The sequence below is a fragment of the Streptomyces sp. GESEQ-35 genome (genome assembly GCF_017948485.1).
Taxonomy (GTDB): domain Bacteria; phylum Actinomycetota; class Actinomycetes; order Streptomycetales; family Streptomycetaceae; genus Streptomyces.
On the sequence record NZ_JAFFSX010000001.1, the window covers coordinates 260,337 to 285,006 of the forward strand.

The following is a 24,670-nucleotide window of genomic DNA, read 5'->3' on the forward strand; positions in this document are numbered from 1 at the left end:
CTGCGGTCCGTGTGGGGCCGTCGGCATGGTCACTGGAGTGCACCCCCGCTGATCAGGAGGCTCTGCCCGCTGACCCAGGCCGCGAGGCCGGAGGCGAGGTACTCGGCGGCGTCCGCAACGTCGTCCACGGTCCCCATCCGGCGGCCGATGCGCCCGGGCTGGGCGACGAACTGCCGCACCGGGTGGTCCGGGTCCGGCTCGGTGAACACGCCCGCGCCCTCGATCGCCGTGGGAAGGATCGAGTTGACGGTGACCCCTCGGTCAGCAAGCTCCTGCGCCAGGACCTGTACGGCGTAGCGCGGTGCTGTCTTGCTCGACCCGTACAGTCCTTCGCCCCGGACCGGCACGGTCGTCGTGCTCGAACCGACGTAGATGATGCGACCGCCATCCACGACGTACCGCGCTGCCGCCTGGAGGGTGAAGAAGGTGCCCTTGGTGTTGATGGCGAAGAGACGATCGAACTGCTCCTCGGTGATGTCGAGGAAATCAATGCCGATGAGCTCGACGCCCGCGTTGGCGACAGCCATGTCGATCTGTCCGAAACGCTCGGTGGCCTCGGTAAAGAGGCGCTGGATGTCGGGGACGACGGACATGTCGGCCTGTACGGCGATCGCATCCGCGCCCAGATGCCCGATCTCCGCGACCGTGGCGTCGGCTTCCTTCGCGCTGGAGGCGTAGTTGACCACGATGTTCGCGCCGAGGCGTGCGTAGCGCAGGGCGATCGCCTTGCCGATACCTCGGGCGGAGCCCGTGACCACGGCCGTCTTCCCGGTCAGATCACGCATCGGAATCGTTGCCCCTGCCGGTCTGCCGTTCACAGGCTCTGTCCGCCGGAGATCTCGATGCGCTGCGCGGTGACCCACCGGTTCGCATCCGAGAGAAGTGCGGTCACCGCGCCCGCGATGTCGTCGGGTTCGCCCACGCGTCCCAGCGCGACCTGGCGAGGTGAGGTAGTTGCGGACCTGTTCCTCGTGCATCATTCCGCCGCCGAAGTCGGTTGCGGTCGCTCCGGGCGCGACGGTGTTCACGCGGATGCCGCGGCTGCCGAGCTCCTTGGCCTGGTAGCGGGTGAGGACCTCGACCGCGCCCTTCACCGCGCCGTAGGCGGAATGCCCCGGGACGGCGAAACGGGTCAGACCGCTGGAGACGTTCACGATCGCGCCGCCGTCGGCAAGCGCCGGCAGCAGGGTCTGCGTCAGGAAGAACACGCCCTTGAGGTGTACGTCCACCAGATCGTCGAAGTCCTTCTCGGTCGTCTCGGCGAACGGGGCGGTCAGGTCGGTGCCGGCGTTGTTGACGAGGAAGTCGAACGTGGTCGTGCCCCAGCGCGCCTGGAGCTCGGCGCCGAGCTGCTCCGCGAAGTCCGCGAAGGTGCTCACGACGCTGGTGTCGAGCCGCAGCGCGACGGAGGAACGTCCCTGATCCGTGACAGCGGACACGACCTCCTCGGCCTCGTCCCGGTTGCTTCGATAGGTCACCACGACATCGACGCCTGCCCTGGCGAGGTGCAGTGCGTATGCGCGTCCGAGACCTCGGTTGGCTCCGGTGATGACGGCGATCTTCTGGGTGGCACTCACGATGACTCCTTGGTCACTGGTCGCTCGGGAGGGTTCGAGGTGCTGTTGTCGAACCCGATGACCAGTTGACGCGCGATCCGAGAAGCCATCCAGTGCCTGCTTATCCACTGTCCGGCGGTCCCAGGCTGGGGCGCAAGCCTGGGATTGGCAGACAGTGGATAGCCGTATCCGGGTGAGGCACAGTGTCGATATGGATCAGAGTGGCCTGGCGACATTTCTCCGTAAGCGTCGAGAGGCGCTGCAACCCGACGACGTCGGCGTTCCTCCAGGGCAGCGCCGACGCACGCCGGGGCTACGACGCGAAGAAGTGGCCGCGCTGTGTGGCATGTCGACGGACTACTACAGCCGTCTCGAACGCGGCCGCGGACCGCAGCCATCGGAGCAGATGATCACCGCGATCGCCCGTGGGCTCCGGCTCACCCTCGCCGAACGCGACCACCTCTTCGTCCTCGCCGGCCACAACGCACCGGCCCGCACCACACGCGACGACCACGTGAACGCCGGCATGATGCGCATCCTCGATCGCCTTGGCGACACCCCCGCGCAGGTCGTCACCGGCACCGGCGAGACGATCGTCCAGACCCCGCTGGCAGTGGCCCTGCTCGGCGACCAGACACGATTCACCGGGCTCGCGCGAAGCATCATCCACCGCTGGTTCACCGACCCGAACGAACGCACGAACTACGCGCCCGACGATCACCCTACGCACAGCCGGGTCTATGTGGCCCAGCTCCGCACGGTCGCCTCCCGCGAAGGCCACGGCTCACACGCCGCCACGCTCGCCGACCGTCTTTGCGCGGAGAGCTCCGAGTTCGCGGAACTGTGGGCCCAGCACGAAGTCGGTATCTCCTACACCAACCGCAAAAGAATTCTGCACCCGCAGGTCGGAATGATCTCCCTGCACTGCCAGACACTCGTCGACCCGGACCAGGCCCAATCGCTGCTGGTGTTCACAGCGATCCCCGGCACGGAAGACCACGACAAGCTCCGACTGCTCTCGGTCATCGGAAGCCAGCGGCTCGACGCGCATACCACGGCAGCCTCCGACTGAGGACTACGTGTCCCCAGCCCGCACCCGCGACAGCATCGGTGGCGCGGCACTGCCCGTGCCGGTTCCCTCACGTCCCCGCGGGCGGGGCGATTTCGATGGATACTCCGCGGGCCTCGAAGGCACGGATCTGCGCGTCGGGAGCCGATGCGTCGGTGACCAGGGTCCACCCGTCCCCGAGCCTCGCCCACGCGTGAAACGGCGCACGCCCCAACTTGGCGCCGTGCGCCAGCACGTAGACCCGGTCGGCGCGGCGTGACATCAGCTCCTTGAGGCGGGTCTGGCGCAGGTCCGCCTCGCAGATGCCGCGGTCGACGGTGACGCCGTCGGCGCCGAGGAAGACCCGGTCGAAGGACATGTGCTCGAGCGCGGCCTCCGTGAGCGGGCCGACGAAGCCCTGGCTGAGCGGGCGGAGCGTGCCACCGAGGCACTCGACGTGCACTCCCTCCGCGTCCGCCAGGGCATGCAGGGCGGTCAGGCCCGTAGTCGCGACCGTCAGTTCCTTTGCGCCGCGCAGCTCGTGGGCCAGCGCGCCCACCGTCGTACCGGCGTCGAGGAGCAGCGTCTCACCCGGCTCGACCTGCCGCGCCGCCCACTGCGCGATGGCCCGCTTCTCCTCGTACGCCTCGCCGGTACGCTGCCGCAGCGACGCCTCGGGGTGCGCGGACAGCGCCATCGCGCCACCGTAGGTGCGTGCGAGGCGGCCCTCCGTGGTGAGACGGGCGAGGTCGCGGCGGATGGTTGAGGGGGTGACGTCGAAGAGCGCTGAGAGTTCCTCGACGCTGGCGAGGCCGGTGGTGGTCGCGAGGTGGACGATGCGGTCGCGTCGTGCCTGGGAGGTGGTCGGCGGCATCTGCGTAAGTCCTCTACGGTGCGGTGGTAACGGCGGTGCAGGGGACGGCGGTTCAGGCCACCGGGGCGGCCGGCACCGTGGCCATCTCGGCTGCCCGGCGCAGCGCCTCGACCATGCTACCGGCCTCCGCCGTGCCCGTTCCGGCGATGTCGAACGCGGTGCCGTGGTCGACGGAGGTGCGGATGACGGGCAGTCCCACAGTGAGGTTGACACCCGCCTCGATGCCCAGAACCTTGACCGGGCCGTGGCCCTGGTCGTGGTACATCGCCACGATCAGGTCGTAGTCACCGCGTGAGGCGAGGAAGAAGGCGGTGTCGGCGGGGAGCGGACCCCGGGCGTCGACGCCCTCGACGCGCAGCTTCTCCAGGGCCGGGACGATCTTCTCCTCTTCCTCGCCGTAGCCGAACAGTCCGTTCTCGCCCGCGTGCGGGTTGATGCCGCAGACACCGATGACGGGGTTCGGGGTGCCCGCGCGGACCATCGCCTCGTGGCCACGGCGCACGGTGCGCTCGACGAGGCCCGGCTCGATGCGGTTGACGGCGTCGATCAGGCCGATGTGCGTGGTGACGTGGATGACCTTCACCTTCTCGGTGGAGAGCATCATCGAGACCTCCTCGGTCCCGGTCAGGTGGGCGAGGAGTTCGGTGTGGCCTGGGTAGATGTGGCCCGCGGCGTGCAGGGCCTCCTTGTTGAGCGGTGCGGTGCAGATCGCGTTCACCTCGCCTGCCACGGCGAGTTGGGCGGCACGCTCGATGTACGCGTACGCGGCGTGGCCCGCGACCGGTGACAGCTTGCCCCAGGGCAGGCCGGAGGGGAGCAGGCCGAGGTCGATCACGTTGACGCGGCCGGGTGTGAACTCGGCGTCGCGCGGGTGGTCGACGACGGCGATCTCGCAGTCGAGGCCGAGGATGCGGGCGGCCTCCCGCAGCCGCTGCGCGTCGCCGATGACGACGGGGCGGCAGCGGGTCAGGACCGCGTCGTCGAGCAGGGCCGCGACGACGACCTCGGGGCCGACACCGGCACCGTCGCCCATGGTGACGGCGATGAGAGGGAGGGGGGTGCTCATGGGAACAACTCCTAGGCGGGAGGCGGACGGTGACAGGTTCAGGGGGCGGCCGTGGCGGCGGCCAGGCGGGGCCGTAGCGCGACAGTGATGCGCAGCAGCGAGTCCTCGGCGCCATAGCTGCCGGGGCGGGTGACGACGTGGCGACCGTCGGAGGTACGGGAGTGGACCGCGCCGTGGTGGATCTCACCGAGCGGTTCCAGCTCCCTTATGCCCAGGGCATCCAGGGTGGCGCGGGCGGTCTCGCCGCCGGTCAGCACGAGGTCGGGGCGGCCCGGGTACGCGGCGGCGAGCGCAGCCAGAGCGGCACTGAGGGCCCGCCCCGCGCCGGGCCGCAGGGCTGCCGAACCGTCGATGGAGAGCACGGTCAGGGCAGGGGCGGCGGCCGTAGGCGGCAGGCGGACCGTGCCCGCCGCCAAGTCGGCCGGATCCAGCGGCACATGGTGTGCGCCGAGCGCGGTGAGGTGCGCGATCTGCGCAACCGCGCCGGGCTCGGCGGTCCCCACGACAAAGAGCAACGGGGTGCGATCCCGGATGGGAGTGGGCGGGGGTGCGGCGGCAGCGGGACGCGGCAGCGCGCGCCCGAGCGCGGCCGCCAGACCACCGCTGCCCAGGAGCCGGAATCCGGGGCCGAGCCGCAACACTGCCGCGGCCACCGCGTCCAGGTCGGCGTCTGTCTCGGCGTCCGGAGCAGGGTGCGCACCGGACGCGGCGATCCGCCGGAGCTCCGCGTCCAGCGCGGCGGGCTCGGACCGTACGGCATTGAGGGGGACCGTCCGGACCGGCAGACCGGACAGCGCCTCGGGCAGCGAGCGGGGCGCGGACCCGTGTTCCGCGCGCCATCCGTCCGTGCGGTGCAGTGGAACGCCGTTCACGTGCACTACGCCGCCGGTCACGGTGCGTCGAGCCGCGGGCAGCGCGGGGGCGATGACGACGGCCTCGGCCCCCTCCGCGTACGCGGCCGCCTCCGCGGCGAGGTGGCCGCGCAGCTGTGAGTCGACCTTCTTGTACAGCAGGCGAGGCGGGCCGGCCTGCGCCGCCCGCAGCGCCGTCCGCACAGCGCAGGCCGCTTCGGCGGGCGGCAGATGACGGGTGTCCAGGTCCACGACGAGGTCGTGCGGGCCAGTGACTTCGGTCACGTCGACGGCGTCGAGCGACAGACGGACCGGGCCGCCGAGCGCGCGGGCGGTCTCGGCCGCGCCGGACAGATCGTCCGCGAGCGCAACGACGTACGGTACACGCGGCGAGGCGCAGGGAACTGCGGGCGGGGGCAGGGAAGCCACGGGATCGAACCTCCTCGGACGTGTCGGCGGTGAGCGGCCCGGTGGGATCATGACACAAGTTGCGTGAAGTGCGCGAGACCTCTTGCGCGAATTACGCAGTCGTGCGAGCGTTCCCGTGGCGCCGAGGCCGTCACCAGCGGACCGCGTCGCCCTCGTGGATGCGACGGGTGCCCGCTTACACAGCTCATCGCACCACATGTGGCCGCAGCACAGCGCATCGCCGGGAACCACCGCGGCGACCGCTGAGGCCGCATAGCCGCACGGCACCACCCGCGATGCGCACATCACGCATGGGCACGAGACCGCACCACCCGCACGACCCGCCTTGGAAGGAACCGCCGTGACTGTCGGCCTTGAACTCCCGCACGTCCCCGTCCCGTTGTCCCGACTCGTTCTCGGCACGATGACCTTCGGCGACACCGCCGACCGCGCGACGGCCGCCGCGATGCTGGACGCCGCGCTCGACGCGGGCATCACCGGCGTGGACACCGCCAACGGCTACGCGGGAGGCGAGAGCGAGCGCATCCTCGCCGAGCTGCTGCCCGGCCGCCGGGACCGGGTGGTGCTCGCCACCAAGGCCGGCATCGCGCACCCCGACCAGGGCGAGCACGCGCCGCTCTCCGCCGAGGGACTGCGGGCCGCGCTCGACGGGAGCCTCAAGCGCCTGGGCACCGACCACGTCGACCTCTTCTACCTGCACCAACCGGACCGCGCGACGCCGCTCACCGAAACCCTCGCGACCGTCGCCGAGTTCGTACAGGCGGGCAAGGTCCTCTCCCTCGGCGTCTCCAATTTCGCGGCCTGGCAGATCGCCGAGCTGAGCCGCGTGGCTGACGAGGTCGGCGCCCCGCGTCCCGTCGTCGCCCAGCAGCTCCACAATCTCCTCGCGCGGCGCATCGAGGAGGAGTACGTCGAGTACGCCGCCGTCACCGGCCTGCGCACCATGGTCTACAACCCGCTCGGCGGCGGCCTGCTCACCGGCCGCCACAGCTTCGAACAGGCCCCGGACGGCGGGCGCTTCGGCGACTCCAAGCTGGCCGCGATGTACCGCGAGCGGTACTGGAACGAGGATCTGTTCCGTGCCGTCACGGACCTCACCCGCATCGCCTCCGACGCGGGCCTGCCGCTGACCGAACTGGCCCTGCGCTGGCTGCTGTCACGGCCCTCCACCGACGCGCTGCTGCTCGGCGGCTCGAAGGTCGAGCATCTGAAGGCCAACATCGCCGCCGCGTCCGCGGGCCCGCTGCCCGCGGACATCCTGGCCGCCTGCGACGAGGTCGGCGCCCGCCTGCGCGGCCCGATGCCCGCCTACAACCGCTGACCGCACCGCCCCCGCAATGGAGACAGACATGTCCACAGGCCGCACCCCCACCGAGTTCACCGCCGCGCTGCGCAACCGCGAACAGCTCATCGGCTACTGGTCGTTGCTCGACTCGCCGATCGCCGCCGAGCGCCTCGCCCGCATCGGCTACGACTACCTGGCCTTCGACGCCCAGCACGGCCTCTTCGGCTACCAGGGCATGCTGAACAACCTCCTCGCCACCGACACCAAGGGCAGCACCGCCGTCGGCATGGTGCGCGTGGAGGCCAACGACCTCACCTACATCGGCAAGGCGCTCGACGCGGGCGCGACCGCCGTGATCGTCCCGCTGATCGACAACGCCCAGGACGCCGCCGACGCCGTGGCCGCCGTACGCTACCCGCCCCTGGGCCGCCGCTCCTACGGCCCGATGCGCGCCCAGCTGCGCATCGGCCCGAACCCGGCCGACACGCACGAACAGACCGCCGTCCTCGCGATGATCGAGACGGCCGACGGCCTGGCCAACGTCGAGGAGATCTGCGCGACCCCCGGCCTCGACGGCATCTACGTCGGCCCGTCCGACCTGCGTCTGGCCATCGGGGGCGCGACCTCCACGGACCCCTCCGTGCAGGAGGAGTTCGAGCAGGCCCTCACCCGCGTCCGGAAGGCGGCCGAGGCGGCGGGCATCGCGGCCGGCATCCACAACGCCGACGGCGCGAGCGCCGCGCGTCGCCTCGCCGAGGGTTTCACGTTCGCGTCGGTCGCTGCCGATGTCGTACATCTGCAGCAGATCGCTACGTCCCACCTTGAGGCGGCACGCGGCGGGGCGCGCTGATGCCGACCACGCTCATCACGACGCCCACCTTCGCCCGGCATTCTGCGCGCCCCTGGCAGATCCTGGAGGAGGCCGGAGCTGGTCCCCTGCGCCCCCGCGAGGACGGGGCGCTGCCTACTGCCGAACTCCTCAAGTACGCAGCGGAAGCGGACGCGTTGATCGTCGGCATGGACCCGATCACCGCCGAGGTGATGGACGCCGCGCCCCGCCTCAAGGTGATCGCCAAACACGGCGTGGGCGTCGACACCATCGACCTGGCCACCGCCCACGCCCGCGCGATACCGGTGGTGTGCGCTCCGGGCAGCAACTCGCGCGCGGTGGCCGAGTACGCCTTCGGCCTGCTGCTGTCCGCGACCCGCTCCCTCACCGCCTCGCATACCGCGGTGGCGGCGGGCGAGTGGCCGAAGCTGTACGGCCCCGAACTGCACGGCAGGACGCTGGGGATCGTCGGCTTCGGCCGCATCGGCCGCCTGCTGGCCGGTTACGCCCGCGCCTTCGGGATGGAGCTGCTCGCCCACGACCCGTACGTCTCCGACGCCGACGTCCGCGCACTCGGCGCCGAACCGGCCGCACTCGACGCCCTGTTGGCGCGCGCCGACGCCGTCAGCCTGCACACCCCGCCCGACCCGTCCGGCACCCCGCTGCTCGACCGCGCCCGTCTGTCGGCGATGAAGCCGGGCGCGATCCTGGTCAACGCCGCGCGCGGCGGCCTCGTCGACGAACACGCGCTCGCCGACCTGCTCGGCGCCGGGCACCTCGGAGCCGCGGCCCTGGACGCGTTCAGCACCGAGCCGCTGCCCGCCGACCACCCCCTGCGGGAGGCCCCGCGCACGCTCCTCACCTCCCACATGGCCGCCTGCACGCCCGAGGCCAACCAGGCCATGGGCGCGATGGTCGCCGAGGACGTCGTCCGCGTACTGGCGGGCAAGGAGCCGTACCACCAGGCGAGTTGAGACTCGCGGCACAAGACGCCGCAGCACCCCACGGCACAAGGCACCACATCACCACAGCACCACCCTGTCCCCGTTCCGGATACCGGCGACGACGCCGGAAGATCCCCTAAGGACCTGCTATGGCCACCACGACCGACGGCGCCACGGCGGCGCCGCCACCCGCGCAGACCGACCCGTACGCTCTGCGCGCCGAGGACGCCCGCCCGGCCCCCGAGACCTTCCGCGGCCGGGTGCGCCAACTCGGCCCCGGGCTCGTGCTGTCCGCCGCCGTCGTCGGCTCCGGTGAACTGATCACCACGACCTCGCTCGGCGCGAAGGCCGGGTTCGCGCTGCTGTGGCTGGTGATCATCTCCACCGCGGTCAAGGTGTGGGTGCAGATGGAGCTGGCCCGCTGGACCATCCTCAACGGCAAGCCCGCGCTGGAGGGCTACAGCCAGATCGGTCCGAAGATCGGCAGGCTGAGCTGGATCAACTGGCTCTGGATCGGCATGGACTTCGCCAAGATGTTCCAGCGCGGCGGCATCATCGGCGGCACCGCGGCGGCCTGCTCGATCCTGCTGCCGATCCATGGCAAGTCACTGAGCACGTCGTCGCTGACCATCTGGGCCCTCATCGTCACCGGCGCCGCCATCCTCATCCTCCAGACGGGCAAGTACCACGTCATCGAGCGGGTCGAGGTCGTCGGCATCACGCTCAAGACGGTCATCACCTTCGGCCTGGCACTCGCCCTCCCGTTCACCGCCTTCGGGTACGGCAGCGAGCAGCTCGCCGACGGACTGAGCTTCCAGATCCCCGCGGGCACGGTCGGCATCGCACTCGCCATGTTCGGCATCACCGGTGTCGGCGCCGACGAGATGACGACGTACACGTACTGGTGCCTGGAAAAGGGCTACGCCCGCTGGACCGGTCCCGACGACGGTACCGAGCAGCGCGCCCGGCGGGCCGAGGGCTGGCTCAAGGTCATGCGGCTCGACGTGGGCGTCTCCTGGGTCGTGTGCACCGTCTGCACCCTGTCCTTCTACGTGATCGGCGCCTCGGTGCTCCATCCGCAGGGCCTGGTGCCCGAGGGCAACGACATGATCACCACGCTGTCGCACAGCTACACCGACGTGCTCGGGCCATGGGCCGAGTACCTGTTCCTGGCCGGCGCCATCGCCGTCCTCTTCTCGGTCACCGTCGCCTCGTCGGCCAGCGTCCCCCGTCTGTGGACCAACACCCTCGGTCTGCTCGGCGTGGTCGACTGGCACAACATGCGCTCGCGCACGCGCACCATACGCATCCTCACCTGCTGTCTGCCCCCGGTGTGGATGTGCATCTTCCTGTGGGTCCAGTCCCCGGTCCTGATGGTGCAGATCGGTGGCATCGGCGGTGGCATATTCCTCCTCGCGGTCGTGGTCGCCGTCTGGCGCCTGCGCTACACCGGCGTCCCGCCCCGCTTCCGCGCCAACCCCTGGCTGACCGCCGCCCTCGTCCTGAGCAGCGCGGCGATCCTGTTCCTCGGGGTGTACGGGGTACTCGACACGCTCGAGCTCACGCCCGGCAGCTGAATCCGGCGGCGGTGTGCGATGGTGCCCCGGCACCATCGCACACCGCCGATCCGGTCCGGCCCGGACTGAGCTGCACGCCGACTCGTGGAGTACGTGATGCCCCTGCCATGGAGTGGTGGAAGCTCTTCCTCCTCGGGTACAGCCTCGATCAGCGCCTCGTGTTCGAGGTCGTCGCCCGCTCCAATGCGGCTTCCCTCGTGGCGCTCACTGCCCTGGCCCCGCTCAGCGGCTGGCTGACGCCTCTCGCCTTGGGAGCGTGCGCCACCCACTGGCCTGGTGATCGCCCCGCCCTGGGCTGAGGACCAGCACCGCCGCTCGTGTCAGCCGGAGACCAGCCGCCGTACGGCTTCGACGACCGCCGCACGGTGGGCACGCAGTGCGGCGTCCTCCAATGCGGCCGGGATCACGGGGCTGGCAGGGGTCCATGCACTGGCGAGGGCCAGGACGAAGGTCAGCAGGTCTTCGGCAGTGAATGTCATGGGAATGAGCCCGTCGGCCTGCGCCCGGGTAATCTCCGCCACCTTCCGCTCCATCGACGCCGCGAGTTGGACGGGGCTGGTGTCGCGGCCGGTGCGCTCCAACCGGTTCCACGTCGCGAGCCGCAGCTGGTGCGGGTTGGCGATCAGGAAGTCGAACAGGCGGCCCGAGTAGCCCGGAAGGTCCTCGGGGACGAAGGGCACCTCGTCGAGGATCCGCGAGACATGGGTGTCCATGACGATGTCGAAGAGCTGGTCCTTGTTGCCGAAGTACGTATAGATCTGCGCCTTGTTGACCTCGGCCGCGGCACCGATCCGGTCGATGCGGGCACCAGAGATGCCATGAGCGGCGAACTCGTCCGTCGCGGCTTGCAGCAGCCGGGCCTTGGCCGCTTCCGAGTCTCGGGTCCGTGGAGCGCGTGGGGTTTCGGGCATACCAGCAGCGTAGTGCAAATAAACGTTCAGTTGCTTCGAGTGCTAGCATATAAATGAACGTTTAGTTTCTTGCTGCATGCCGGGTGCACACACGGCTCCGAGCGGGCACCTCGCCCGCGCCACCCCCTCCACCGGGGGCATGAGCAGAGAGGCAGTTCGATGTCCAAGGTCTGGTTCATCACCGGAAGTTCCCGCGGCCTGGGCCGTGCCCTCGCCGAGGCCGTCCTGGCCGCAGGCGACCAGTTGGTCGCCACAGCCCGCAGGCCGGAGCAGCTCGACGATCTCGTCCAGCGCTACGGCAGCCAGGTCCAGACGGTGGCTCTCGATGTCACCGATCGCAGCGCCGCCCGCAAAGCCGTCGAGCTGGGCCTGGAGACCTTCGGCCGGCTGGACGTGCTGGTCAACAACGCCGGCTACGCGGACATCGCCTCCGTTGAGGACTTCACCGAGGACGGTTTCCGCGCCCAGATCGACACCAACTTCTACGGAGTGGTCAACGTGACCCGGGCCGCACTGCCCGCGATGCGGGAGCGCGGCGGAGGGCGCATCGTCCAGATCTCCTCCATCGGCGGACGTATCGGCTCGCCCGGCCTGGGCGCCTATCAGGCCGCGAAGTGGGCTGTCGGGGGCTTTTCCGAAGTCCTGGCCAAGGAAGTCGCCCCGTTCGGCATCAAGGTCACCCTCATCGAACCGGGCGGCATGCGTACCGACTGGGCCGGATCATCGATGAGCACACCGCCGATCAGTGACCCGTACAAGCCGGTCATCGGACCCGTCGTCGAGTTCCTGGACCGCCACAACGGGACCCAGACCGGCGATCCCGCCCGGGCCGCCCAGGCCGTCATCCGCGTCACCGAGGCCGAAGAGCCGCCGATGCACCTGCTGCTCGGCAGCGACGCCGTGGCCATCGCCTCCGCCACGGCCCAGGAACTCGCCTCATCCGACGCCGCCTGGCGCGCACTCAGCGAGTCGGTCGACTTTCCCGCCTGACCGGGACGGTTTCCGCCTCCCGGCACCTCTCCCAAAGGACCACACCATGGCTACCTCCATCGAGGTCGGCACCATCAGAATCACCGCACTGAGCGACGGCGCGAGTCACATGCCGCCGATGTTCTATCCGGGGCTGGACTTCGACGCCCATCCGGAACTGCTGGAGGGCGACGGGACTTACCACATTCCCGCAGGGAGCTATCTGATCCAGGGCGAAGGCTTCACGGTCCTGGTGGACGCCGGCAGCGGCCCCGACAGCATCCCCTTTCCCGCGGAGCTCGCTGCTGCGGCCGGCCTGGAGCCGGCGCCCGAGTTCATCGCGGTGGGCGGCCGCCTGCCCGCGGCCCTGGCCGCGGAGTCAGTGGCGCCAGAAGACATCACCACGCTCTTCCTCACCCATCTGCACGGCGACCATGTCGGCTGGGTCGCGCCGGGCGGAAAGCTGTTCTTTCCGAACGCGGAGATCGTCTACGGCGCCGCGGACTGGGACGCGCTGATCGCCCCGGCCCCCGCCGAGGACCCGGCCCGTGTCGGCATGGAGGCCGCCAAGTCGGCCGGGGTGCTGCGGGCCATCGACGCGCCCACCGTGGAGATCGCCCCCGGAGTCACCGCCCTCCACACTCCCGGGCACACCCCGGGCCACTACGCGCTCCGCATCGCCTCGGGCGGCCAGGAGGCATACCTCCTGGGTGACGCCGTGCACCACCCGCTGCAGCTCGGCGACACCGGCATCTCCTTCCTCATGGACGCCGATCCCGAGCATGCGCTGCGGACTCGGGAGGAACTCCTCGCCCGGTTCGCGGGCACCGAAGTGGCCCTCGGTATCGATCACTTCCCCGGGCTCGACTTCAAACGGATCACCGTCGATGACGGCCGCCAGTGGACCGACGCCTGACCTGTCCTCCACCAGGATTGCGAGCATGTTCCGGGCGGCGTCGCCGTGGGCGGTCTCGCCGGTGACCTTCCAGCGCAGCGCGTTCTGGTAGGCGGCGTGAATGTCGTTGTAGAGCGTTTCTCCGCCATACGCGTGAAGTCAGCCTGTGCGTGCAACAGCCCCGGGTGGGCGAACCCCGAGGTGGGTCGTGCGGTCGCCGTGCCGACCGCACCGCCGGTGGGCGACAGCGTCTCGTTGCAGTCCGTCAGCGCCGTGTTCGCGCTGCCGCCGGCGAACGTGGCCACTCCGGCGACACCCGCCGTACCCGCAATGGCTATTCCGGCGATGTGCAGCATGCTGCGACGGTTGATGCCGCGGTGCTTGTTCTGCTGACTCACTACGAGCTCGCTCTCCTGTGTGCCGAATTCCGTCCGTCACACAGGAGATGTGGTGCGTCGGGGCGCCATAACAGGAACTGGGGCTGACTTTGACGAGTCCACCGTCCGGACGGCCTGTTGGTCCGTCACTGTCCTGCGTCGTTCCGGTGATCCCTGTCGGGAATCACCAGGGCAGTTCCGCGTCCGCGGCCGGGGCGCCGTCGCCCCAGAACCGCCCGCTCGGACCGTCGGCCGGGAGCGTGGCCAGTGCGACGCTCACCAAGGCACCCTGCTCCGGCGTGCGGGAGCCGGTGTGGCGGGTGAGGTCGGTCGCGCAGTGGCTGGGGTTGGCGGCGTTGACCTTGATCGGGGTGTCACGCAGTTCCTTGGCGTACATCACGGTGACCATGTTGAGCGCGGTCTTCGACGCCGGGTACGGAATCGTGGCCAGCCGGTGGAGCGGATGCTCCGGATCGCTCATGAAGGTCAGCGACCCGACTTCGCTGGAAACGTTGACGACACGAGCAGCCTCGGCGTTCCGCAGCAGCGGCAGGAACGCGTTGGTGACCGCCACCACGCCGAACACGTTCGCCTCGAAGACCTGACGCAGGGCCACCCGGGTGGCGGCGCTCGGTCCGCCACGGGCGCCTTCGACATCGCCGACGATGCCCGCGTTGTTGACCAGGACGTCGAGCCGTCCGTACTCGGCGTCCACTTGGCCGGCGGCTCGCTGGACGGACGCATCGTCGGTGACGTCGATCTGGAGGAAGCGGGCGTCGACGCCGCCCTCGCGCAGCGCCAGTGCGGCCTTCTGCCCGAGTTCCTCGTTCCGCGCACCGACCAGGACGGTCATCCCGCGCTCGCCGAGCAGACGGGCGGTCTCATAGCCGATGCCCTTGTTGGCGCCTGTGATCAGCGCAATCAGTGTCATGCCCCGACCCTGCGGCGCCCGTGGCCGGCCCACCAGAGACCTGGTGAAGCTGGTATCGGCGATGCCACCCACGGCCGCCAGGGCTGAGGCAGCATGGAGACATGATCCTGCGCGAGGAGTTGGGGGCATTCCTACGGGACCGCCGGGCTCGTCTGAAACCTCGTGACGTCGGTCTGCCGGACGGTCTGCGCCGCCGCACGCCCGGTCTGCGTCGGCAGGAGGTCGCCCAACTCGCCGGAATGTCCATCGACTACTACATCCGGCTCGAACAGGGCCGTGGCCCGAACCCGTCCCGGCAGGTGCTCTCCGCTCTGGCCCGGGCGCTGCTGCTCACCCGCGACGAGCGGGACTACCTCTTCCGTGTCGCCGACGAAAGCCCGCCCCCGGTCGCCGGCCCGCTCCGCGAACTCACTCCCGCAGTGCGCTGCCTCCTCGACAGCATGCCGGAGGTACCGGCCTACGTCGTCGACGCGAAGTACGACCTCCTCGCCTGGAACACGCTCGCGGCGCACTTCATCAGCAGCATCGCGCAGGCACCGAAGGACGACCGCAACCTCGTCCGCTGGATGTTCCGCGAGGCCCTCGACGACCACCGCTGGGACGACGAGTCGGCGATCGCGTTCGCCCGCGCGACCGTCGCCGACCTGCGCGCCGCCTACGCCCTCCACCCCGGCGACCGCGGGATCGAAGGGCTCGTCACCGAACTCCTCGGCACCTCACCACGATTCGCCGAGATGTGGGCCATCCGCGACGTCGCGGTACGGCGCCGGGTCATCAAGAAGATCGACTCCTCCACCTTCGGGCCACTGGAATACGAGTGCCAGGTACTCCACATCCCCGAGAACGGTCAACGCCTCATCGTCTACTGCGCCGAGCCAGGCTCCACGACCCGGGAACTCTTCTGCCGTCTCGCTGCTATGGCCAACTGAGCGGAAGCCCACGTCGCTGACTCGGTCGGCAGCGCCTGCGGGCGTGGGTGGCGGCGCGGGATGTAGGGCCGGTGGTCGGCTGTGAACGTGCTGACCTCGGCGGGGAGCCTGCCGTCAGCCTCACCGGCATGGTGCCGAGCCGGGATGAAGGAAAGGGTGTGGCCCTGATGGGCCGGCCTTCGGCTACCAGCCGAACTCCGTCTGTACCGACAACCCCGTGTTGATCTCACTGCGCACTCCTGACGTGCCGAGGACCGGAGTATCGAGTTGTCGCCAGCAACACGAGAGGCGCGTACCGCACTGGGCGGTCCACCAGGTCAGTGCGGCCATGGCTCTTCCACCCACCACCGGAAGAGAAGGCGGCCAGGACGTCGGGCACGGACGTCGGTCAGTGGGGTCGCCGACGATGTTCACATACGGCAGCGATGATGTCGCCTTCGGACTGACATACGCATCCCGTCCGGGGGGGCGAAGCGTGACCTGTTCGAGAATCGCCTTGCGGGACCTGGGTGGCGAGCACGATGTCCTCGCGCCGGGAGAGCGCGGGGCCGCCGCAACCGAAGGATGGCGGCGGACGCCCGGGTCAGCCGCTCCAGTTCACCTGTGGTGAGGGTCATGTCGGCGGCGGCGAGATTCTCCTCCAGCCGGTGCGCCTTGGTGGTCCCGGGGATGGGAACGATGAAGGGCTTGCGCGCCAGCAGCCAGGCGAGGGCCACCTGCCCCGGCGTGACGCCCTTGTCCGCGGAGAATGGGCAACCGGAGCGAGGTACGCGAGTTCCTGACCAGCCGCCGCGGCAAGATCACGCACGCCCACGTGTACACCTTTTGACCGGCGGCCCCGCCTGGGAAGAGAGGCGATCGGCGGGTGGGCCGGGGCCGCCAACGAGGCGGAACGGCGTGCCGGGCGTCCACGTTGAGGATGCTCCGCACGCCGGCGACGGGCGTCTTTGCCTGGCCTTCCGCGAGGAGTTCGGGGGTGACCGCGGGCAGTCCGGTCCCCCGATCTCCCCCTCGTCGCGAAGCGCAGCCGGCGTGCCGAGTCGGTCCGAGAAGTGCGCTTGGGTGTAGCTCTGCTCTGGTGAGGTTGTCGATCAGGCCGTGAGCTTGAAGTTGGCCTGGTGGCCGGTGGGATGGGGCCGGTGTTGTTCGGCGCGGACGTGTAAGTCCCAGTACTCCGGGAAGTGTCCGTTGCCATCCAATCTGGTCCAGACGAAACGGACCGGGGTAGGGCATGGCCGGAGCGTGGCAGCGGGCACGATCATGATCACAGTCAAGACGTGTCCCGTGCACGATTCGCTCCACAGAGAACTCGCCAAGGGCATCTTCTTTCCCACCACCCAGGACAAGTTCAAGACCGCAAGCGCAGACCTGGTCGAGCGCGGCGCACAGGCTTGGGGCCTTTACCGTGATCTCGCCTCGCGGGCCTCTGACCTGGAGGTAGGCCCTGAACATCCGGGAGTTGTCGTAGTCGGCGTGGTTGAGGGCGCGATGCCGATCTCGCTCGTGACGCAATGGCGGCCACGTGTCCCGGACGGGACCTTGTCACGCAGGCACGAACATCGGCCTCGCAGGACTCATCTCGCGCAAACAGAACAGCGATTGACTCGGTCCGCCCCTCCGGCGCTGCCATATTCGAAAGCCGATTCGGAGGTGGCTGTGACGCTAGAGGCGACAACATCCCGGGAGAGTCGGATTGCGGGGCAGAGGGGGCCGCAGGTGCCCGACGGCACCGCCGACCGCATCACCGTTCTGGAGAGCCGTCGGGCACAAGCGGTGGCCGAGGTCGGGCCGAGGAGACGTGGGGAGTTCGGCGCGCGGGAGCGGATCGATCTGTTGCTGGACGCGGGGTCATTCACCGAGACGGGTTTGTTCGTCCGGGCCCGGCCGGCCGGGGACGACGCTCGTCGCCCGTACGGAGACGGGGTGGTCACCGGATACGGCACGGTCGACAGTCGTCCGGTCTGTGTGTTCGCCCAGGACTCCTCGGTCTTCGGCGGCAGCATGGGTGAGGCGTTCGGGGAGAAGACCGTCGCTCTGATGGATCTCGCTCTGAAGACCGGCTGTCCGGTCGTCGGACTCAACGACGGTGGTGGCGCCCGAATTCAGGAGGGGGTCACATCGCTCGCCCTCTACGCCGAACTGGTGCGCCGCAATGTGAGGGCGTCCGGCGTGATTCCGCAGATCTCCGTCGTCCTGGGGCCGTGCGCCGGCGGTGCCGCGTACTCGCCCGCCATCACCGACTTCACCGTGATGGTGGACGGCGCCTCACACATGTTCGTCACCGGGCCCGACGTCATCGAGGCGGTGACCGGTGAGTGCACCAGCGCCGAGGAGCTGGGCGGGGCCCGCACCAGCAACTCCGTCAACGGCAACGCCCACTTCCTCGCCGCCGACGAGGTGGAGGCCCTGGACACCGTACGCGACCTGCTGTCGTACCTACCCGCCAACAATCTGGACCGGCCCCCGCAGTACGCGCCGACGGCGGAGCCCGCCGGCGCCCGGCTCGACGACATCGTGCCGGACCGTCTCGGGCAGGCCTACGACATGCGCGACGTACTGCGGGCGGTCGTCGACGACGGCGAACTGCTGGAGGTTCAGGAGCTGTTCGCGAAGAACATCATCTGCGCGCTGGCACTCGTCGATGGCAGCTCCGTCGGCGTCGTCGCCAACCAGCCGCTGCACGCCGCCGGGGTCCTCGACATCGACGCCTCCGAGAAAGCCGCGCGCTTCGTACGGTTCTGCGACGCGTTCGGCATCCCGCTGCTCACCTTCGCTGATGTCCCGGGCTATCTCTCCGGCGTCCGTCAGGAGCAGGCCGGGATCATCCGGCGCGGCGCCAAGCTGCTGTACGCCTACGCCGAGGCGACCGTCCCGAAGGTCACGGTGGTGGTGCGCAAGGCGTACGGCGGCGGATACGCCGTGATGGGCTCCAAGCACCTGGGCGCCGACATCAACCTCGCCTGGCCCACCGCGCGAATCGCCGTCATGGGCGCCGAAGGTGCGGTGGGCATCCTGCACCGGCGCGAACTCGCCTCCGCCGACGACCCCGAGGCGCTGCGGGCCCGCCTCGTCGCCACGTACGAGAGCACGCACGGGACTCCCTACCTCGCCGCCGAGCGCGGATACGTCGATGCCGTCATCGCCCCACGCGACACCCGTGCCCACGTCTGCCGTGCCCTGCGTGCGCTACGCGGTAAGCGTGCCCCGATGCCGGAGCGACGGCACGGCAACATCCCGCTCTGACCCGCCCAGCCGAAACCTGCCCGTCCCGCGCCGTGAGGAGCCGCCCCCGATGGACAGCCGTCGTCCCCCGCTCGCCCCCGCGTACCGAAGTCTGCCGGAGTATGTGCGGCACTGGGCCGAAACCACCCCCGACCGCCGGGCGTTCACCTTCGTCGACCATCCGGCCCCGCACTCGCGTGGTGTCCATCGCACGCTGACCTGGCGACGTCTGGACGTGCGGGTGCGGGCGGTGGCCGCCCGGCTCGCCGAGGAGGCCGAGCCGGGGGCGCGGGTCGCACTGTTGTGCCCGCAGAGCACGGAGTACGTCACCGCCTTCCTGGCGGCGCTCGCCGCCGGCCTGGTGGCCGTACCGCTGTATCCGCCCGGTCTGCCCGGGCACGGTGATCGGCTGTCGGCCGTGCTGGCTGACGCGCGGCCGACGGTCGTCGTGACGACGAGTCAAGTCATCGACCAGGTGCGTGACGCCTGCGCGCACACGCCGGTGCGAATCGTCGCCGTGGACCAGGTGCCCGACGCCGCTGCCGGAGACCGGCGGCCGGTCGAACCTGACGACGCAGTGATCGCGTACCTCCAGTACACCTCTGGCTCGACCCGTACCCCGGCGGGCGTGGAGATCAGCCACGCCAACGTCGTCGCCAACGCGCGTCAGGCGTTGGCCGCCTACCGGGCGGACGCGCATCCGGTGACCTGTGTGGGCTGGCTGCCGCTGTACCACGACATGGGGCTCGTGCTGAGTGTCGCCGCCCCGGTCGTGCGGGGGCTGCTGTCGGTGCTCATGGACCCGGTCGCGTTCCTGCACGAACCCGTGCGCTGGCTGCGGCTGCTGGCCGCGCATCCGCGCGCGCTGAGTGCGGCCCCCAACTTCGCCTACGACTACTGCGTCTCGGCCGTGACCGACGCGCAGAAGGCAGATCTGCGCCTGGACGGGGTCGCCGCGCTCATCAACGGCAGCGAGCCCGTTCGCCCCGGCACCGCCGAACGGTTCCACGCCGCCTTCGCCGGCCAGGGGCTCGCGCCGGACACCCACTGTCCGTCCTACGGGCTCGCCGAGGCCACCGTCTTCGTCAGCGCCGCCCGGCCCGGGATGCCGCTCAGCCGTTTCGCGCTCGACCGCGACGCCCTCGCCACCGGAAAGGCCCTGCCCGCGCGGCCCGACGATCCCAGGGCCGTGCTGCTGGCGGGCTGCGGCACTCCGGCGGGGCAGCGGATCCGTATCGCCGATCCCGTGAGCCACGCCGCCCTGTCCGAGGGAGAGGTCGGCGAGATTTGCGTGCAGGGTCCCAATGTGGGGCGCGGCTACTGGAGACAGGACGAGCCCACCCGGCGCGTCTTCGGCACCACGCTCGGGGACATCCCGGGAGGCTGGCTGCGCACGGGCGATCTGGGCACCGTTCTGGACGGTCAGTTGATCGTCACCGGCCGTCTCAAGGACCTCATCGTCGTCGACGGCCGCAACCACTACCCGCAGGACGTGGAGGCCACGGCCCAGGACGCGCATCCGGCCGTGCGACGCGACCGGCTCGCCGCCTTCGGCGTACCGGGCGACTCCGGGGAGCGGGTGGTCGTGGTGGCCGAGCACGTACGAACCACGAGCCTTGCCGAGATCGACGTACCGGCCCTGGTGCGTGCCGTGCGTGCTGCCGTGTCCGCGCGGAACGGGCTGCGGCTCGCAGACCTCGTCGTCGTGCCTCCGGGCGCTGTGCCACGTACGTCCAGCGGCAAGGTGTCGCGGACGTTGACCCGCCGGCAGTACTTGGAAGGCGCGTACGCGGTGGAGAGCGCCGGATGAAGGCCGTCGACGAGAGCGCACTGCGACGTCTGATCGCGGAACGGGTGGCCGCCTGGAACGGCATCGCACCCAAGGAGGTAGCGATGGACCGGCCGCTGGCGGACTTCGGTCTGTCCTCGCGGGACGCGGTTGCACTGGCGGGGGAGCTCTCCCATCTGACCGGCCGCGAGTTACCGGCGACGCTGCTGTGGGAGGCACCCAGCGGCAATGCCCTGGTGGCACATCTGTGCCTCACGGAGACGGACGTCGCTCCGCCAGTCCCGCAGCCCCCTCCCCCGGCGGTCCCCGGCGAGCCCGTCGCCGTCATCGGCGTCGGTTGCCGACTGCCCGGAGGTGTGCACGGGCCGGGCGACTACTGGCGGCTGCTGTGCGAGGGCGTCGACGCGATCCGCCGCGTGCCCGAGGACCGGTGGCGTGACTTCACCGCCTTCGCGCCCACCGACGCGCCCCTGTACGGCGGTTACCTCGACGACATCGCCGGATTCGACGCGGACTTCTTCCGTGTCACCCCGCGCGAGGCCGCGGTGATGGACCCTCAGCAGCGGATCCTCCTGGAAGTCGTCCACGAGGCCCTCGACCACGCCGCCGTCCCGGCCGCATCCCTCGCCGGCACCGCTACCGGTGTCTTCGTCGGTATCTCCGCCCCGGAGTACGGCGCGCTCACCGCTGCCGACCCGGCCGCCGTCGACCCGTGGGCGCCGGCCGGCGGGGCGTTGAGCGTGGCAGCGGGCCGTCTGGCGTACGTGCTGGACACGCGCGGGCCGAGCATGGCCGTCGACACGGCCTGTTCCTCGTCGCTGGTCGCCCTGCACCACGCCTGTGTCAGTCTGCGCACTCTTGAGAGCGACACGGCGATCGCCGCAGGCGTCAACTTACTGCTCTCCCCTGCCGTCTCCGTGGCGTTCCGGCGGGCGGGAGCCCTCGCGCCGGACGGGCGGTGCAAGCCGTTCTCGGCGGCGGCCGACGGCATAGGGCGCGGTGAGGGATGCGCGGCCGTGCTCCTGAAGCGGCTGTCCGACGCCGAGCGGGACGGCGACCGTGTCCTCGCCGTCATCCGGGCCACGGCGGTCAACTCCGACGGCCGTTCCAACGGTCTGCTGGCACCCAACCCGGCGGCCCAGAAGGCTCTGCTGACGACCGCCTGCGCGCAGGCCGGGCTCGATCCGGCGCACATCGACTATGTCGAGGCGCACGGCACGGGCACCCCGCTGGGCGATCCTATCGAGGCGGGCGCGCTCGGCGCCGTGCTCGGTGCGGGCCGCGAACCTGATCAGCCCTTGCTGCTCGGCTCCGTCAAGGGCAACCTCGGGCACCTGGAGTCCGCCGCGGGCATCGCAGGTCTGGTGAAGACGGTGCTCGCTCTGCACCACGACAGCGTTCCACCGTCCTTGCACTGCGCCGGGGGCAGCGCCCTGGACGACGTACCGCTGCGGGTGGTGACCGAGTGCGAGCCGTGGCCGCGCTACACGGGGACGGCCACCGCCGGGGTCTCCGGGTTCGGCTTCGGCGGCACCAACGCCCATGCGGTGCTGGAGGAATGGCGGCCCGGTGTCCTGCCGCCGCCCACGGACGAGGAGCCGGCCGCACGCCTCCACCTTCTCTCCGGCATCGATACCGCACGCGTCCGGGACACCGCGGCCCGGCTCGCCGACTGGCTCCGTACGCCCCAGGGGCGCACCGCGCACCCCGCCGACGTGGCGCACACGCTCGCCGGGCGCGCCGGGCGCGGACCCGTGCGGGCTGCGGTCATCGCCGGTGACCGGGATGAACTCGCGGACGGACTGGGCGCGTTGGCGCAAGGTCGTCGGCACGCGCGGGTTGCCACCGGCGACCGTGATCACATGGGGCGCGGCCCCGTGTGGGTGTTCTCCGGGTACGGCAGCCAGTGGGCCGGCATGGGGCGTCGGCTACTGGCCGAGGAACCTGCCTTCGCGGCCGCCGTGGAGAAGCTCGACGCGCAGATGGCCGCGGCGTGCGGGCTGTCCTTGTACGACCATCTGGCCTCTGGCGGCGAGCTCGATCGTCTGGAAGTGGCCCAGCCCGTCCTGTTCGGCGTCCAGGTCGCGCTCGCCGAGCTGTGGCGCTCTCACGGTGTCGAACCTGCCGCTGTCATCGGCCACTCCATGGGCGAGGTGGCCGCCGCGGTGTGTGCGGGCGCGGTGGAGGTGTCGGATGCCGCCCGGGTCGTCGCCGTACGGGCCCGGCTGCTCAGCGGGTTGAGTGGCGGCGCGATGGCCGTCGTCGACCTCGACGACAGTGAAATCGACGCGCTGCCGGGGGACTTCCCCGGTGTGCACGTAGCGGTCCACTCGTCGCCCGGCCAGAAGGTCGTCACCGGCGAGGTGTCGGCGGTGGCTCGGCTGGTGCGGCGGCTGGAGCAAGAGGGGCGCGCTGCGAGGGCCATGCGGGTCGTCGGCGCCGGGCATTCGCCCCAAGTCGAGCCATTGCTCGCTGAGTTGACCGGCGCCTTGGCCGACGTCCGGGGTGGCAGGGCCCACGTCACCGTCTACTCCACCGTGCTGGACGACCCGCGCGACGACTGTGTGTTCGACGCCACCCACTGGGCCGCGAACCTGCGACGGCCCGTGCGTCTGGACCGGGCCGTCGCGTCGGCCGCCGACGACGGCCACACCGCCTTCGTCGAGATCTCGCCCCACCCGGTCCTGACCCGTGCCATCACCGATACCGCTCCCGGAGTTCTCGCCGTCGGCACACTGCGCCGCGACGCCGACGGCTCCGCCGACTTCCTCACCCAGGTGGGCGCCCTGTCCTGCGCGGGCTGGCGCCTGACGCCGCCGCCCGGGCGCGTCATCGACCTGCCCGCGCCGCGCTGGCGGCACGCGCGGCACTGGTGGACGGACGGGCGTACGTCCACGGCGACCACGGACGCACCGGCACCAGCCATGGAGGACTCCCCCTCGGCACAGGACACTTCGCTGTCCGTCCGCCTGTGTCACCACATCGCCGCCGTCACCGGTCACCCGCCTACCCGTGTCACACCCGCCACCGCTCTGGCCGACCTGGGCCTGGACTCCCTGATGGCCGTCCGCATTCTCGCCGCCCTGGAGCGCGAGTTCGCCGTCAGGCCACCCCTGCGTGACCTGTTCGCCGCCGCCACCGTCGGGGAGGCCGCCGGTCGCATCCAACGGGCGCTGCCCGCTGAGCGCTCCGCTGGCTGTGTCGATTTGCGGCTCCGCCGCGGGGCCGCGATAGGCCGTCGATCGTCTGCGGCACCATCGTGGCTGGTCGCGCCCCGCGGCGGAGCCGCATATGGATACAGCCCCGCGCCCCTTCAGGGCGCTGCCGAACCGCATCGGACTTCACAGGACCTGTTTAGCACGACCGGCGAGGACTCCCCGCTGCGCACTCTGCGCGCCACCGGCTCCCGGGCCCCGCTCTTCCTCGTCCACGCCGCCGGCGGAACCACCGACGTCTACCGTCCGCTCGCCGAGCGGCTCGGGGAGGAGCGACCGGTGTACGGACTGGAGCGGCTCGAAGACACCCGCACGGTGACCGACAAGGCACGCCGCTACGCCGAGGCCGTCGCCGTCGCCCACCCCGACGGGCCCTGTCTGCTGGGCGGTTGGTCCTTCGGCGGCTTCGTCGCCCAGGAGACCGCACGGCAGCTCACCGCCGCCGGGCGGGACGTCGAGCTGGTGGTGCTCATCGACTCCGTACGCCCCCTCCCCCAGCCCGGCCGCACACCGGCCGAGCGGATCCGCGCCCACTTCACGGGCTTCGCCCGCCATGTCGCCGACGCCTACGGAGTCCGGCTGGAGCTGTCGTACGACGAGCTCGTCGCGATGGACGACGACAGTGAACGCATCGACACCGTGCTGCGGGCCCTGCGTGAGGCCGCCGAGGTGCCGCCCGCCGCCCTGGAGCACCAGCGGGCCTCCTATCTGGACCTGAGCATCGGCGAGGCCCACAGGCCGGGCCGCCACGACGGCCGGGTGGTCCTGTACCGGGCCACCGAGCCCGCTCCGCACACCGTGCGGGATCCCGCATACGAACGGGACGACGAGGCGCTCGGCTGGGACGAGGTGTGCCCGCATCTGACGGTCGTACCGGTCGCGGGACACCATCTGTCGCTGCTCGACCCGCCGCACGTCGACGAGATCGCCGCCCATCTGCGGCGGCAGCTCACCGAGCTGAGCCGCTGAACCG

Annotated in this window: 19 protein-coding genes and 1 pseudogene; 12 read left to right on the top strand and 8 right to left on the bottom strand. The window is 70.7% G+C overall.

The window, feature by feature from the left end; genetic code table 11:
• Nucleotides 1–29 precede the first annotated feature (29 nt).
• Nucleotides 30–785, bottom strand: coding sequence for an SDR family oxidoreductase (locus KCH87_RS01240; protein WP_210583359.1), 756 nt, complete (start codon nt 783–785; stop codon nt 30–32).
• A 29-nt stretch (nt 786–814) separates the two neighbouring features.
• Nucleotides 815–1,577 (bottom strand): annotated as a pseudogene (locus KCH87_RS01245) (SDR family NAD(P)-dependent oxidoreductase).
• Nucleotides 1,578–1,767: 190 nt separating this feature from the next.
• On the opposite strand from KCH87_RS01245, the gene KCH87_RS01250 reads away from it, so the two are divergent.
• A complete protein-coding gene (locus tag KCH87_RS01250) occupies nt 1,768–2,628 on the top strand; it encodes a helix-turn-helix transcriptional regulator (RefSeq protein ID WP_210583361.1) in 861 nt (286 codons plus the stop codon).
• 67 nt (nt 2,629–2,695) lie between these two features.
• On the opposite strand, the gene KCH87_RS01255 is transcribed toward KCH87_RS01250, so the two are convergent.
• The 3 genes from KCH87_RS01255 to KCH87_RS01265 are packed head-to-tail and all read right to left on the bottom strand — an operon-like array spanning nt 2,696 to nt 5,824.
• A complete protein-coding gene (locus KCH87_RS01255) occupies nt 2,696–3,478 on the bottom strand; it encodes a DeoR/GlpR family DNA-binding transcription regulator (protein WP_210583362.1) in 783 nt (260 codons plus the stop codon).
• Between the two features lie 52 nt (nt 3,479–3,530).
• A complete protein-coding gene (gene pdxA / locus KCH87_RS01260; RefSeq protein WP_210583364.1) occupies nt 3,531–4,544 on the bottom strand; it encodes a 4-hydroxythreonine-4-phosphate dehydrogenase PdxA in 1,014 nt (337 codons plus the stop codon).
• 38 nt (nt 4,545–4,582) lie between these two features.
• Nucleotides 4,583–5,824 (bottom strand): four-carbon acid sugar kinase family protein, encoded by a 1,242-nt coding sequence (locus KCH87_RS01265; RefSeq protein WP_210583365.1) that lies wholly within the window; start codon nt 5,822–5,824, stop codon nt 4,583–4,585.
• Between the two features lie 340 nt (nt 5,825–6,164).
• Here KCH87_RS01265 and KCH87_RS01270 point away from each other — a divergent pair, with 340 nt between their 5' ends.
• The 5 genes from KCH87_RS01270 (at nt 6,165) to KCH87_RS01290 (ending at nt 10,758) form a co-directional block, all read left to right on the top strand.
• Nucleotides 6,165–7,145 (top strand): aldo/keto reductase, encoded by a 981-nt coding sequence (locus KCH87_RS01270; protein ID WP_210583367.1) that lies wholly within the window; start codon nt 6,165–6,167, stop codon nt 7,143–7,145.
• Between the two features lie 28 nt (nt 7,146–7,173).
• A complete protein-coding gene (locus KCH87_RS01275; protein WP_210583368.1) occupies nt 7,174–7,959 on the top strand; it encodes an HpcH/HpaI aldolase/citrate lyase family protein in 786 nt (261 codons plus the stop codon).
• Nucleotides 7,959–8,912, top strand: coding sequence for a phosphoglycerate dehydrogenase (locus tag KCH87_RS01280; RefSeq protein WP_210583370.1), 954 nt, complete (start codon nt 7,959–7,961; stop codon nt 8,910–8,912). Before KCH87_RS01275 ends, KCH87_RS01280 begins: the two co-directional genes overlap by 1 nt.
• Nucleotides 8,913–9,031: 119 nt before the next feature.
• Nucleotides 9,032–10,459, top strand: a complete 1,428-nt coding sequence (locus KCH87_RS01285) for an Nramp family divalent metal transporter (protein ID WP_210583372.1) — start codon at nt 9,032–9,034, stop codon at nt 10,457–10,459.
• Nucleotides 10,460–10,566: 107 nt separating this feature from the next.
• Nucleotides 10,567–10,758: a hypothetical protein gene (locus KCH87_RS01290; protein ID WP_210583373.1), complete on the top strand. Its 192-nt coding sequence runs from the start codon at nt 10,567–10,569 to the stop codon at nt 10,756–10,758.
• Nucleotides 10,759–10,779: 21 nt separating this feature from the next.
• Here KCH87_RS01290 and KCH87_RS01295 read toward each other — a convergent pair whose 3' ends face one another.
• Nucleotides 10,780–11,370 carry a TetR family transcriptional regulator gene (locus tag KCH87_RS01295; protein ID WP_210583374.1) on the bottom strand — a complete coding sequence of 197 codons (591 nt, stop codon included), beginning with the start codon at nt 11,368–11,370 and terminating at the stop codon, nt 10,780–10,782.
• A gap of 159 nt (nt 11,371–11,529) precedes the next feature.
• On the opposite strand from KCH87_RS01295, the gene KCH87_RS01300 reads away from it, so the two are divergent.
• Nucleotides 11,530–12,360 (top strand): oxidoreductase, encoded by an 831-nt coding sequence (locus KCH87_RS01300; protein WP_210583375.1) that lies wholly within the window; start codon nt 11,530–11,532, stop codon nt 12,358–12,360.
• Between the two features lie 46 nt (nt 12,361–12,406).
• The gene (locus KCH87_RS01305; protein WP_210583376.1) at nt 12,407–13,255 is read left to right on the top strand and encodes an MBL fold metallo-hydrolase; all 849 of its coding nucleotides are present in this window, start codon (nt 12,407–12,409) and stop codon (nt 13,253–13,255) included.
• Nucleotides 13,256–13,795: 540 nt separating this feature from the next.
• Here KCH87_RS01305 and KCH87_RS01310 read toward each other — a convergent pair.
• Nucleotides 13,796–14,542, bottom strand: a complete 747-nt coding sequence (locus KCH87_RS01310; protein ID WP_210583377.1) for an SDR family oxidoreductase — start codon at nt 14,540–14,542, stop codon at nt 13,796–13,798.
• A gap of 101 nt (nt 14,543–14,643) precedes the next feature.
• Between KCH87_RS01310 and KCH87_RS01315 the strand changes: the two genes are divergently transcribed.
• The gene (locus tag KCH87_RS01315) at nt 14,644–15,471 is read left to right on the top strand and encodes a helix-turn-helix transcriptional regulator (RefSeq protein ID WP_210583378.1); all 828 of its coding nucleotides are present in this window, start codon (nt 14,644–14,646) and stop codon (nt 15,469–15,471) included.
• A 410-nt stretch (nt 15,472–15,881) separates the two neighbouring features.
• Here the strand turns inward: KCH87_RS01315 and KCH87_RS01320 are convergent, their stop codons facing one another.
• On the bottom strand, nt 15,882–16,187 hold the full coding sequence (locus tag KCH87_RS01320; protein WP_210583379.1) for an aldo/keto reductase: 306 nt from the start codon (nt 16,185–16,187) through the stop codon (nt 15,882–15,884).
• 1,000 nt (nt 16,188–17,187) lie between these two features.
• On the opposite strand from KCH87_RS01320, the gene KCH87_RS01325 reads away from it, so the two are divergent.
• From KCH87_RS01325 to KCH87_RS01335, 3 genes are read left to right on the top strand one after another with little or no spacing between them, the layout of a single operon-like run.
• Nucleotides 17,188–18,714, top strand: coding sequence for an acyl-CoA carboxylase subunit beta (locus KCH87_RS01325; protein WP_210583381.1), 1,527 nt, complete (start codon nt 17,188–17,190; stop codon nt 18,712–18,714).
• 49 nt (nt 18,715–18,763) lie between these two features.
• Entirely contained in the window at nt 18,764–20,503 is a 1,740-nt protein-coding gene (locus KCH87_RS01330; protein WP_210583383.1) for a fatty acyl-AMP ligase, read from the top strand.
• Nucleotides 20,500–24,666 (top strand): type I polyketide synthase, encoded by a 4,167-nt coding sequence (locus tag KCH87_RS01335; RefSeq protein ID WP_210583385.1) that lies wholly within the window; start codon nt 20,500–20,502, stop codon nt 24,664–24,666. The genes KCH87_RS01330 and KCH87_RS01335 overlap by 4 nt, the downstream gene beginning before the upstream one ends.
• Nucleotides 24,667–24,670 lie beyond the last annotated feature (4 nt).